The organism is Sorangium sp. So ce321 (assembly GCF_051530195.1).
Taxonomy (GTDB): domain Bacteria; phylum Myxococcota_A; class Polyangia; order Polyangiales; family Polyangiaceae; genus Sorangium.
Genome location: NZ_CP150329.1, coordinates 6,590,634 through 6,602,638 on the forward strand (window position 1 = coordinate 6,590,634; position 12,005 = coordinate 6,602,638).

At 72.3% G+C, this 12,005-nt stretch carries 10 protein-coding genes; 4 read left to right on the forward strand and 6 right to left on the reverse strand.

Annotated elements, in window-relative coordinates:
• Nucleotides 1–191: 191 nt before the first annotated feature.
• Nucleotides 192–1,010 (reverse strand): SDR family oxidoreductase, encoded by an 819-nt coding sequence (locus WME89_RS24350; RefSeq protein WP_438011481.1) that lies wholly within the window; start codon nt 1,008–1,010, stop codon nt 192–194.
• A gap of 320 nt (nt 1,011–1,330) precedes the next feature.
• Between WME89_RS24350 and WME89_RS24355 the strand changes: the two genes are divergently transcribed.
• Together WME89_RS24355 and WME89_RS24360 are read left to right on the forward strand one after the other, a co-directional pair.
• Nucleotides 1,331–3,070 (forward strand): serine/threonine protein kinase, encoded by a 1,740-nt coding sequence (locus WME89_RS24355; RefSeq protein WP_438011482.1) that lies wholly within the window; start codon nt 1,331–1,333, stop codon nt 3,068–3,070.
• A gap of 125 nt (nt 3,071–3,195) precedes the next feature.
• A complete protein-coding gene (locus WME89_RS24360) occupies nt 3,196–4,071 on the forward strand; it encodes a class I SAM-dependent methyltransferase (RefSeq protein ID WP_438011483.1) in 876 nt (291 codons plus the stop codon).
• Nucleotides 4,072–4,084: 13 nt separating this feature from the next.
• On the opposite strand, the gene WME89_RS24365 is transcribed toward WME89_RS24360, so the two are convergent.
• Nucleotides 4,085–5,194, reverse strand: coding sequence for a DUF1566 domain-containing protein (locus WME89_RS24365; RefSeq protein ID WP_438011484.1), 1,110 nt, complete (start codon nt 5,192–5,194; stop codon nt 4,085–4,087).
• A 330-nt stretch (nt 5,195–5,524) separates the two neighbouring features.
• Between WME89_RS24365 and WME89_RS24370 the strand changes: the two genes are divergently transcribed.
• Nucleotides 5,525–6,289, forward strand: coding sequence for a hypothetical protein (locus WME89_RS24370; protein WP_438011485.1), 765 nt, complete (start codon nt 5,525–5,527; stop codon nt 6,287–6,289).
• 216 nt (nt 6,290–6,505) lie between these two features.
• On the opposite strand, the gene WME89_RS24375 is transcribed toward WME89_RS24370, so the two are convergent.
• Nucleotides 6,506–8,059, reverse strand: a complete 1,554-nt coding sequence (locus WME89_RS24375) for a pre-peptidase C-terminal domain-containing protein (RefSeq protein WP_438011486.1) — start codon at nt 8,057–8,059, stop codon at nt 6,506–6,508.
• Nucleotides 8,060–8,917: 858 nt separating this feature from the next.
• Between WME89_RS24375 and WME89_RS24380 the strand changes: the two genes are divergently transcribed.
• Nucleotides 8,918–9,418, forward strand: a complete 501-nt coding sequence (locus tag WME89_RS24380; protein ID WP_438011487.1) for a hypothetical protein — start codon at nt 8,918–8,920, stop codon at nt 9,416–9,418.
• On the opposite strand, the gene WME89_RS24385 is transcribed toward WME89_RS24380, so the two are convergent.
• The 3 genes from WME89_RS24385 to WME89_RS24395 form a co-directional block, all read right to left on the reverse strand.
• Complete coding sequence (locus tag WME89_RS24385) at nt 9,390–11,024, reverse strand: hypothetical protein (RefSeq protein ID WP_438011488.1); 1,635 nt, start codon at nt 11,022–11,024, stop codon at nt 9,390–9,392. The genes WME89_RS24380 and WME89_RS24385 overlap by 29 nt on opposite strands.
• Nucleotides 11,025–11,423: 399 nt before the next feature.
• Entirely contained in the window at nt 11,424–11,723 is a 300-nt protein-coding gene (locus WME89_RS24390) for an FtsB family cell division protein (RefSeq protein WP_438011489.1), read from the reverse strand.
• 37 nt (nt 11,724–11,760) lie between these two features.
• Nucleotides 11,761–11,970, reverse strand: a complete 210-nt coding sequence (locus WME89_RS24395; protein ID WP_438011490.1) for a hypothetical protein — start codon at nt 11,968–11,970, stop codon at nt 11,761–11,763.
• Nucleotides 11,971–12,005: the final 35 nt, after the last annotated feature.

A 12,005-nucleotide genomic window follows, 5' to 3' on the forward strand; every position in this document is an offset into this window, starting at 1 on the left:
TCCTGGTCCCGTGAGGGGGAAAGAAGAGTAAACCACAGAGGCACAGAGGGCACAGAGGAGAGAAGGAGAGCGCAATGAAGCTCTGTATCTCTGCGCCGCCCTCTCTTCTTCTCTTCTCTGTGCCTCTGTGCCTCTGTGCCTCTGTGGTTCTTCTCTCATGAATCCCAGGAGTGAGCCTGGGCGACGTGGATCTAGCTGCGCTTCACCGCGAAGCCGGCGAACGCCTGCATGACGGGCATCAGCTCGAGACGGTTCACATTGACGTGCTCCGGGAGCGTCGCGCACCAGACCACGGCCTCGGCCACGTCCTCGGCCGAGAGCGGCTTCACGCCCTGGTAGACGGCGGCCGCCCTGTCCCGGTCGCCCTTGAAGCGCACCAGCGAGAACTCGGTCTCGGCGAGGCCGGGCTCGATGTCGGTGACGCGCACCCGGCTGCCGAGGAGATCCGCGCGCAGGTTCAGCGAGAACTGCGCCACGAACGCCTTGCACGCGCCGTAGACGTTGCTCCCGGGATACGGCGTATCGGCGGCCACCGAGCCGATGTTGATGATGTGCCCCCGGTCGCGCGCCACCATGCCGGGCAGGAGCGCCCGGGTGCAGTGGAGCAGCCCCTTGATGTTCGTGTCGACCATCTGCTCCCAGTCGTCGGGATCCGCCGTGTGCGCCGGCGAGAGGCCGATCGCGCCGCCCGCGTTGTTCACGAGCACCGACACCTCGGAGAGCTCCGGCGGGAGCTCCGCGATCGCCCGATCCACCGCGCCCCGATCGCGGACGTCCAGCCGCAGGAGGTGGACCGCCGCCGCCCGCGCGCCCCCCTCGGCGCCCGCCAAGCTCGCCCCATCGCCCGTGAGCTCGGCGGCGAGCGCCTCGAGGCGCTCGTAACGGCGCGCGGCGAGGATCAGGCGAGCCCCCAGGCCAGCGAAGCGTCGGGCGATCGCGGCGCCAAACCCAGCGGAGGCGCCGGTGATGAAGACAACCGGAGTCGGTTCGTTCAGGGCAGCGTGCATCATGTCCTGAGCGGACTTGTACCAGACCCGCGCAGATTCAGCGACACCCGCCGCGCCCTGCGCCGCAGGTCGGCGCACCCCGCACCGGCGCAGGAAGTTCGCTGTGGACGTGTCACGATCTCGCGTCGGGCCGTCGGGACAGAGCGGTTTTCCCCGAGACCGGAGCACCGCGAGTCGATTTGTGCAATCGACCGCAGGGATCTGCGGTGGTCGAGCGCGGTCGCCCCTTTACCGGGCCCCTCGGTGCCATTTAGAGTCTGAGCACCGTGGAGAGCGCGCCATCGAGGGGGTTTGTTCTGGGGCGTTACGCCATCGGGCCGAGGATGGCGCGCGGCGGGATGGGGGAGGTGTTTCGCGCGGTCGCGCTCGGGCCGGATGGCGCGGAGATCCCGGTCGCCATCAAGCGAATCGTCCCGATGCACGCGGGCAGCGACGACCTCAAGCAGCTGTTCATCGCCGAGGCGAGCATGATGACCCGCCTCAAGCACCCCAACATCGATGAGGTGCTCGACTTCGGCATCGATGAGGCGGGCGACTTCTACCTCGTCTGCGAACTTGTGTCCGGGACGGACTTGGGTCGGCTTTGCAAATGGCTCTGGGCTCGCGGGGATACCGTCCCGGTGCCCGTCGCGCTCTTCGTGGCCTCCGAGGTCCTCAAGGGGCTGGGCTACGCGCACGAGCGCTCGGCCGCCGAGGGGCGGCTCATGGTGCACCGCGACGTGAGCCCGGGAAACGTGCTCATCTCGCTGGCCGGCGCGGTGAAGATCGCGGATTTCGGCGTGGCGATCGCCGTGCGGGGCGAGGCTGGGGACGCGGCCAGGCGCGATCTCGTCGGGAAGCCGAGCTACATGCCGCCCGAGCAGTTCGACGGCGAGCGGGTCGACGCCCGCGCCGACCTGTTCGCGCTCGGGGTGGTCCTCTTCCAGATGCTCACCAGCGAGCGGCCGTTCTCCGGGACCAGCGCCGCCACGCGGATGGCCGCGGCGCGCGAAGGGCAGATGCTGCGGGCGAGCGAGCTGCGTCCCGAGGTGAGCCCCGCGCTCGAGGCGCTCCTCGCGCGCGCGCTCGCGCCCCGCCGGGAGGACCGCTTCCCCGACGCCCGCGCGATGCTGGAGGCCATCGAGGCGCTGCGCGAGGCTGGCCACGAGATCGGCGCGCCGGAGGACGTCGCGGCGCTCGTGAACGCGGCGCTGAAGGAGCCGCCCGAGCCGCGCTCTGCGGGCTTTGCCGCGTCCGAGCCCCCCCACGACGACGACGACCTGGAGGGCGGCGAGCTGACGCGCGCCGACGGGGACAGCCCCTTCACCCTGCGCGTGACGAGGCGCCCGGGGGCGCCTTCGCAGGCGCTCGCTGGCGAGGACGAGCCGCTCGACGGGTCGGGCGCGGCGCTCCCGGAGCCGTCGAGCGCCCCGGTGAGCGGCGGCTTCCACGCCGTGGCGCCGGTATCGGGCGAGGAGAGCTCGCCCGACGCGTTCCCGGCCTCGTCCATGAAAGCCTCCGGCTCGTCGGCGCCGCGGGCGCGGGACGAGCTCCGGCCGCCGCCCTCGGCGTCCGGCCAGTCCCTGCCGCCGGTCGGGGGCTCGCGGCAGCGCCTGCTCGCGGCCGCGATCGCCTGCGCCGCGCTGGCCGGGATCGCGATCGCCAGCGTGCGCGTCAACCGCGGCCGGCTGAGCGCGGCGCACCCCGCGGCAGCGCAGCACGCCTCGGCCGTGGCGCGGCCGCAGCTCGCCGCCGCCGCGCGGGCGGCGCTCGTGCCCTTGCGACGGCCGGCTCCTCCGGCGAGCGCCGCCCCGGATGCAGCCCCCGCCGCGAGCGCTGTGCCCGACGCCGGCGCCACCCCGGACGCAGCCCCGGCCGCGACCTGCCAGGGGGCGCTCCGCCTCGACGCGGGCGAGGCGTGGCTCGTCTCGGGCGGCCCCACCGAGGTGCGGGCGCCGGGCGAGTACCGCTGGCCTTGCGGCAGCTTCAACCTGCGCGCGACCTCGGGGGTCGACCCCGCCCGCACGCAGCAGCTCTCCGTCACGGTGTCGGCCGCCGGGACCGCCGTCGTCCACCTGCGCTGATCGCCGCGCCGCGCCGCCTGCGCTGATCGCTGCGCTGCGCCGCCTGCGCTGATCGCTGCGCCGCGCCGGGCGCGCGCGGCCTCGACCCGCTTGCGGCGCTCAGCCCGCTCGGCTAGCAGCGCTGCGTGCGAAGCTCCAACGCCCTCGTCGCCCTCGCCCTCGCCGCGCTCACCGGCTGCGCTTCCGCGCCCCCCGCCGCGCCGTCTGCTCCGGCCGCCGCGCCCGACGCGGCGCCGGCCACGGCCCCCGCCGCGCCGTCTGCTCCGGCCGACGCGCCTCCCCAGGCGCCCTCCCGGGTCACCTCGGTCGAGGTGCCGCCGGCCCTGCGCGCGGTCGTCGACGCCGCCGACCGAGCGGAGGCCGACCGGGCGCTCGACGCCGGTCGTAAGCCGGCAGAGACGCTCGCGTTTTTCGGCATCCAGCCGGGGATGAAGGTCGCGGAGCTCGAGGCCGGCGGCGGCTACACGGCCGAGCTCCTGGCGCGGGCGGTCGGCCCCGGCGGGGTCGTCTACGGGCAGAACAACCGCTTCGTCCTCGAGCGCTTCGCCGAGAAGCCGTGGAGCGAGCGGCTGAAGAAGCCCGTGATGAAGCAGGTGGTCCGGGTCGACCGCGAGCTCGACGATCCGCTGCCGCCCGAGGCGCGGGATCTCGACGCCGTGTTCCTCATCCTCTTCTACCACGACACGGTGTGGATGGAGGTGGACCGGGCCGCGATGAACCGCGCGATCTTCCGCGCGCTCAAGCCCGGCGGCGTGTTCGCGATCGTCGACCACAGCGGGCGCGACGGGACGGGCGTGACCGAGGTGAAGACGCTCCACCGGATCGAGGAGAAGGTCGTGCGCGAGGAGGTCGAGCGGGCCGGCTTCCGGCTTGCGGCCGAGGCGGCGTTCCTGCGGACCCCGACGGACACGCGCGACTGGAACGCCTCGCCCATGGTGGCCGGCGAGAAGCGGGGCACGAGCGATCGCTTCGTCCTGAAGTTCGTCAAGCCCGGCGGCTGAGCCGCCGCGGCGCTCACCGGTCGGAGCGAACGCAGCGCGCGAGCCGCCGATCGCGGACCGTGTGGTCCTGCGACGCGCCGTTCGAGAAGTTGACGAGGATGGCCGTGTCCGCGCTGTCGATGGCGGGCGTCGACGACCAGAAGGGATCGGACGGTGTCCCCGGGAAGGCTTCCATGTCGATCGCCGGGCCGGACCGCCGATCATCGACGATCGAGAGCAGCTCCTTCGCGCTCGGCAGCCGCCAGTCGCTCTGGCCGGCCAGGGTGAGCTCCTCGCAGTGCGCGAGCGCGGCGCTCCAGATGAACCGGGTCGTGGAGGCGTGGCGCTGCCAGACGAGCCCCGTCGAGCCATCGAGCACCCAGTCCTCTCCCACCGACAGGGCGGCCGGCGTCGTCTCCAGCTCGCCTCCGATGCAGAGCGCATGGGCGATGGCCATGCCGTCCTTCTCATAGTACCCGATCGTCGCCTTGCTGGCGACCACGCCCCAGGAGAACGCGGTGTCCCCGGCGACGTCGGTCGCGGACCAGTAGAAGCTGTCCTGCGCGGCCGCGAAGATGTCCGGGAACGCCGTGGTGTGGCCGAAATCCAGGATGGAGACGAGCTCGCGCCGCGTCGGAAGGCGCCATGTCGCGAGGCCGCCGAGCTGCTCGGCGGCGAGCGTCGCGCAGTGCTCCTGCGCGCCAGCCAGGGTGAATGTCACGTTCTCCGTCACCTTCTCCCATACGCGCCCGGTCACCGAGTCCTTCACGGTGCCGTCGCGCTCCGTGTAGGAGGGAACGGCGATCTCGTAGTTCCCGTCCTGTCCGAAGAAGGGCTCCGACGGTCCCGGGCACTCCTCCAGCACGGTCGTGCCGTCCGAGCAGCGTTTCGTCAGCGAGTCCGGCCAGGTCACCGGAACTGACGGCGGGCCCCCGCCGGGCCCTCCCCCGGCGCCACCGCCGCCCATCGGTTCGCTGCCGCCGCCGCCGATCGGTTCGCTGCCGCCGCTGCCGCCGGTCCCTCCCATGGCGCCGCCGCCGACCTGAAACGGATCTCCAACGCATCCGGCCAGCGCGACGGACTCCACGAGCAGCGCGGCCAACAGCCAGGTGAAGCGATGGGCGTGAGGGGTCTCGTTCGGCATGGGCAAGCAGCGGCGTCCTTCGATGGATCGGCGCGTGCAGCCTATCATTCACCGGGGCGCGGGGGTCGATTTCCTCGCGGGCGGGCCGCGCGCCGGAGATTTCCATCGCGGGCCGCGCGCCGCGCCGTCCCGGCTCTTCCCGCCTCTCGCTGCGCTCTTGCACCTCACCCCGCGCTCTTTCGCGTCGCCCGCGTGCTCTCCGCGTCGCTTTCGTGCGCTGCGCGGAGCGCGCCCTCGCCGATGGCATCCGCCCCGCCCGTCGCGGACCTGCCGCTTCGCGAAAAACGAAGCGAGAATGAAATAAACACGAGGCGCCGGCGAAGAGTGGGTATGAGCACACGCACCTCACTGTTGTTCGCGGTCGCGCTCACGGGCAGCGTGCTCGGGGGCTGTGGCGACAGCGCGACAACTCCGGCCGGGGATCGGGTCGCTCCGGGGGCAGGCGCCTGCCTCTCCGGGGGACCGACCGAGAAGGCCGAGATGAAGGTTTACACGTTCTTCGGCGCCGCCGGGGCGCAGAGCCGGGTCGAGCGGCGGGTCCGGCCGGATGGCTCGGAGACCCTGTCGAGCGAGACCCGGTCCCCGCGCGCGCAGGCCGGCGCGCTCCCTGCCGGCGGCGTCCTGCGTGAGTATGCCGAGATCGACACCTCGGGTCGCCTCGTCTACGCGGACGTCTCGCTCAGCGACGCCGCCGGCGTGGTGAAGCGGATGATCCTCGATCCGCAGCACGGCGCCGCGCTGCTCCGCCGCGCCGGGATCGCGCCGGGCTTCGTCCGGATCCCGATCGGCGAGGCGACCATCTATGCGCCGGTGAGCTCGATGGTGACGCCGGTCGCGGCGTGGGTCGCGCGGCGGGCGGCGCAGGCTGCGCCGAGCGCCCGCCTGTTCGACGACATGACGGCCGAGAGCCACGAGATCCTCAGCGACCAGCTCGTCGTCGAGGACGGCCGCGACACGTTCGTGGTGCTCGGCGACGCGGCGCTGTCGGTGGATGACGAGTTCATCACCTCCCTCCCGCTCGGCGAAGCGGCGACTGCGCCGACGGCCTGCGAGGCGGGTGGGAGCGGCGCCGCCGCGTCCTGGCGCTCTGGTTGAGCCCACCCGCCGACCGGCTGGAAGCTGGTGAGGGTGTGAGTGGCGCCGCCGCGTCCTGGCGCTCTGGTTGAGCCCACCCGCCGACCGGCTGGAGCCCGGGAGGGGCGGTCGCGGGGACACCGAGGAGGGGCGATTCCCATCCTCGGTGTCCGCCGTGGCGTGGCTGTCCCGCGAGCCGTGCTCTCTTCGCGCGTCGCTGTCCGCGCGTCCGCCGCGTCAGGGCGTCGTGTAGTCGACCTGCACCGTGTACGAGCTGTTCGCGTACGCGTTCACGAGGAGCATGACCTCGGACTGCCCTTCCGGGACCTTCAGCTCGCACGTCTCGTCCGCGCCGTCGAGGTAAGGACGGCAGTCGAAGTCGCTCAACGTGGGCTGCGCGCCGAACCGCACGTAGAGGTCGGGATCACCGGAGCCCGTCATCACGGCCCGGAACGACGTGCCCGGGACGACGGCGATCGGCCCGTGGGCGGCCACCTCGCGCCGCGAGATGGAGCCCTCGAAGCTCGTCGACGTCTCGGTGCCGCCCGGCGCGGGGGCTCCCGGCGCGGAGTAGCTCACCTCGATGTCGTAGTTCGAGGCCGTGAAGCCTTGCACCTTGATGAAGGCCCTGGTCTCGCCCTCGGGCACCTCGAGCGTGCAGGTCTCGTTGGCGTCGCTGAGGTAAGGCCGGCAATCGAACGCCCGCGCCGTCGGCGCAGAGCCGAACTTCACGAAGAGATCGGGATCTCCGGTCCCGGTCATGACGACGGTGAAGGTGGTCCCGGGCACAACCTCGAACCCCTCGGCGGGCCCCACCACGTCGAACGCCCCTCGCGCGACACGGCCGCTGAAGTTCTCGGTCACCGGCTCGCCGCCACCGCCGCCACCGCCACCGCCGCCTCCACCACCGCCTCCACCACCGCCACCGCCACCGCCGCCGCCGCCGCCCTCGGGGGTGCCGTAGAGCGACTGAACGCCATCGATGTCCTTCTGCGTGAGGTTGAGCGTCCTGTCGCCAGAGCCGTTGCACTGCGGATAGTGCATGACGGAGGCTCCGTCGTACTCCGTGAGGGCGCGCCAGTTGTCGTCCTCGAAGCAGGTGCCGGACTCAGGACGGGTGTGCTCGTGCCGGAAAGCGAGGGTGTGCCCCAGCTCGTGGCGGAGAATGCCCGTGAGCGTGGGCTGGGTGCTGCCGAAAGCGGTCCTGTCGATCAGCACGTTCCGCGTCGACCTCGACTGGCCGGGGAAGAAGGCGCGCGCCAGGTACTGGCCGCCCGTGTTCACCGGGTTCACGTCGAACAGGACGTCGCTGGTGCTCGACGTGCAGCCCGCGTCGGCCGACTCCACGTGGATGAAGTCGACGTCGGTGACCTCTTCCCACGCCTGGACGGCCTCCTCCATCGCCGTCACGACGGTCTCGTAACGGTCCCCGAATCTCTTGCTCACGCAGTAGGTGAGATTGCGCCGCTGCTCCGTCGTCCAGATAACGTCGCTCCCACCAGACTGGTTGACGATCAGCGCACCATCGCGCACATGCGTCTCCCAGAACTCGCGCAGATGCTTGATATCCACGACGGGCGTGTCCCCGTTAACAATATAGACGCCTGTGTCGGTCTCGCGGAAGACCGTCCGCTCGAAGTGGTCAAATCCCAGTTGATTCGTGCCCACTGCCTCGATGTCGGCGTCGCCGACGTTTGCCGAGCAACCGGCCACAACGGCGGTCAAACCAGCGACCACCACTGCGAACTTACGGGTGACCACATTGCTCTCGTGCGGCTTTGCAGGATGCATTTGAAGCTCCTTTCGGGGAGGCGAACCACGCTGTCCACGCGAACTCGATGAGACCCAAATGCCTTAACCCGATTTGACCCTCAGTCGGATAGCCAAATCTGACCGGCGTTCAGAAAAAGGGTTCCGGATTGTAAAAAATTTCGAAAGGAGCGTACCGAGTTACCCTGTCAGAAGAAAATTCTTGCGTCACGCGAAGCGAACAGATCGCTCCGGGTAGATACACTGGAAAATCACACCTCTTGAGTTCGCGCGACGCGCACTTGCACGGCGACAAGCATCGGGATTTTCCTTCCTACGTTGCGCAAATGAAAGCCGCGGAACGCATGCATGCAACGCCGGCAGCGCAGCGCGCGGCGCGGCGTCGCAGCGCGCGCGGTGCGCACGGACGTGGTTCGCGAGCGCCGGGTCAGCCGCGAGAGCAACGCGCAGCGCGCGCCTGTAGCCGGCGCGATCGCGCAGCAGTTGCAACCGCGATGCGCCGCGCAGGGGCGCTGCGAAGGCGCTGCCGAAGAGATGACCTGCGGTCAGATGGTGGTCGCTTCCCGGTGCTGGACGCGCGCAGCGCGTGGCAGATCGCGGCGACGTCGCGCCCGCCGTCACGGCGTCGAGAGAGGGCGCAGCGGGCTCGCCGCGACGCACGTCGCGGTGCCGTGCGCGCGAGCGCCTCGGGCTTCTCGGTGCGTTCGCGCGCCGCGCTCGACACGCGCTTGCGTGCGCTCGGACTACCTCCGGGCCAGGATCGGCGCGCGTGCGACGGCGCGGGCGGCGCGCCGGACACGAGCGCGCCCTGCCCCGCGATGGCCCCGCGCTTCACCTCGTGCTCGAAGCGGCGAGCGCCTGCGCCGTCACGCGCACGGCATGGGCGCGCAGCCGCTGCGCCGCGGGCGTCGCGCCGCGGGCGCTGGCGATGCCGTCCGCGCGCGCGATCTGCCACGCCGCGTCGCGCCGGCGTCGCACATCCGGTGGTCGCTGTTCGCGGTCGTGCTCCACGCCAGCACCTCGTGCGCGGCGAGCGATGGCACCGCGAAGGAGCAGAGCGATGGCACCGCGAAGGAGCAGAGCGAGGACGTCACGAAGGAGCAGAGCGATGGCACCGCGAAGGAGCAGAGCGAGGACGTCACGAAGGAGCAGAGCGATGGCACCGCGAAGGAGCAGAGCGAGGACGTCACGAAGGAGCAGAGCGATGGCACCGCGAAGGAGCAGAGCGAGGACGTCACGAAGGAGCAGAGCGATGGCACCGCGAAGGAGCAGAGCGATGGCACCGCGAAGGAGCAGAGCGGCGACGCCGGCGGGCCGATCCACGCTCCGGGGCGCCGCGAGCGCCGGCGGCTCACCCGCGCGCGGACAGGATCCGGCTGAACGCCTCGCCGACTGCACGCGCGAGCTCGACCATCCGGCGCGATCCGCTCGAGGAGTCGATGATCCGGTCGGCGACCAGGATCATCGCGGGCCGCCCGACGACCTGGACCGCTACGGCGGCGACGTCGAGGCTCGGGTTGACCATGACGTCGAGCAGCGGCGCGTGGGTGGGCGTGCCGGGGATCGGCCCGACGTAGAGGTGCGTCGCCACGGCCGTGGCGAGCACGCTGGGCTGGTCCATCGGAAGGGTGAGCTTCCGCAGCGCTTCCTGGTCGCCGAACTCCGCGTTGCAGGCGAAGCCACGGAAGACCCCCCGGTGCGCGGCGAAGATCGCGACGCGCCGCGCGAACAGGCGCAGCCCCCGCAGCGCGAGCCGGACGACGTCGTCGCGCGTGCGCGCGAGGTACAGCGCGTCGATGACGTCGCTCAGATCGACGAAGGGCTGCGGCGGCGGGTCGTCGTCGAGGGCGTCGGAGAGCTCCGGCTCGGGCGGGGGGGGCAGCGCCGGGAGCCGCCCCGAGCGCCTGCTCGACGGCGGCACGGCGCTCGGCGGACGGCCCTCGCCGCCGCGGCGCGACGAGGGGAACTCGGCGTCGGCAGGGCCCCGGCGCCCCGACGCGGGGCCGGACGGCGCGTCGAGGGGCAGCCGGCCGAGGCGACGCGTCGAGGGGGCCGGCTCACGTCCGCCGCTTTCCGGGCCGCTGTCGAGGCCAGGCGAGCTCTGGGGCATGATCGAGGCGAGCAGCTTGAAAGGCGGCGAGATCTCCACCGGCGGAGGCGGCGGGAACGAGACCGCGGGCGGCTCGACCGCCGGCGCCTTCAGGGTCGCCGAGCGGGCGGAGCCCGCGCCGGCGCCGCGCTCGGCGTCCAGCGAGCGCCGGGCGATCGAGGACGAGGCGCGCGCGTCGCGCGCCGCCTTGGCATGCCGGAGCGGCAGGATCGGCTCCTCCTGCGGCGGAGGCGCGTCGACCAGCAGGGCGTGGCCGTTCTGCGCCGGAGCGCGGCGCCCCGCGCTGCCGCCCGGCGACTCGACCAGGCCCGGCTCGTCGAAGGAGGGCACCGAGGCGCGCCGGATGAGCGGGATCGGCACCTCGTACGACGGCGGCGGCGGGATGGTCGACTGCGGCGCGCCGTGGGGAAATGCGGGCGTCGCCCGGCGCAGGCGGACCGGGACCTGCTCCCGCTCGTCGAGCTCCAGGGCGCGGATGGCCTCCTCGATCGCCGTGATCGGCGCCCGGAAGATGCGCACCGGCGCGCCGAGGTGGAAGCTGAACTCGTCGTGGAGGTGGCGATCGAGCGGATCGGCGGCCGCGACGTCGACGGTGCCAGCGCCGGGATCGACGCGGATCGGGACGGCGCCGAGCCGACGGCACATGGCGCGCGGCAGGCGCGCGACGAGCTCGCGGGCGCCGACGACCTGCCGCAGCGCGAGGCCACCGCGGCGCTCGAGCTCCGCTTCCAGGGCGCGCTCGGTGATGGCGGCGCGATCGATGAGGGCGCGAGGGAACGAGATGCCCCGCAGCACCGCCACGAAGAGGGCGGCTTCGACCTCAGCCTTCGAGACGGCGCCGGCGGAGATGAGGAGGCGGCCCAGGTCTAGCGACACTCGCTGCACGATACCAGAAAGGACGCTGCCAGCGTGCGGCGCGCGACCGCGCGGCCACGACGCGCGCCGGTCACCCAGCGAGGACCGCTCTCGGCAGGATCTCCCTGTCTCTCTGTAACTGTAACAAGGAGAGCACGGCGCCGTGGAAGAGCAGACCGCACCTCGCCGGGGGCGCCGGGCGGCCCGGCCGCCGGCGCAATGGCCCTCGCGGAGCGCGCGGCGCAGGGCGAGCGCCGCGCGCCGCGTGCCTCGGCGCGCCGCGGCGGGGGCGCCCCTGCGGGCTGACGGCGCGGGGGCGCGCGCCGGGCGAGCTCACGTGTTCACGCCGGGCTCCCCGCGCCGGAGCCCCGGTGTCCGGTATGACAACAGGCCTGGGACAGCTCCGGAAGCCTCGAGTCCTCAGCGAGAGAACTGAAACACCACCTCGCTCTGCCTCACGAGACCCAGGTTGTCGCGCGCGATCCGCTCCACGGCGGTCGGGTCGTCGCGGAGGCGCGCCACCTTGCCGCGGAGCGCCTCGATCTGCCGCCCGAGCTCGGCGTTCTCCTCCTCGACGTCGGCGAGCTCTCTCTCGAGCTCACGCAGGCGCGGCAGCCCCTGAGGCGAGAAGATCATGATCGGGGCGCCCACGGCCGCGACGATCAGCACCGCGATGGGGAGCGTCCGCTCCAGGAACTGCGCTATGCGACGCACAGACATCCGCTCGCACATTGCCGGCAATCCTGTCAACTTTCCTTCAACCTTCCTGCAACTCCCCGTTAACTTCCACCGGGTCGCGGCTGGGGGCATACGGCGTGAGCGCGGCCCGCCCGCGCAGCGCCGCGCGGACTGCGGCCTCGACGAGCGCTCCGGCGTGCCGCGCGCCCGCGAGCACGATCGCCTGGCGCGCGCCGGCAAGGCCGGACGAGCGTCGGAGGTCGCGTGACGCCGCAAGCTTCGCTAGCATGACGCACGCCCCGCCGTCCGGCAGGTCCGCAGCGC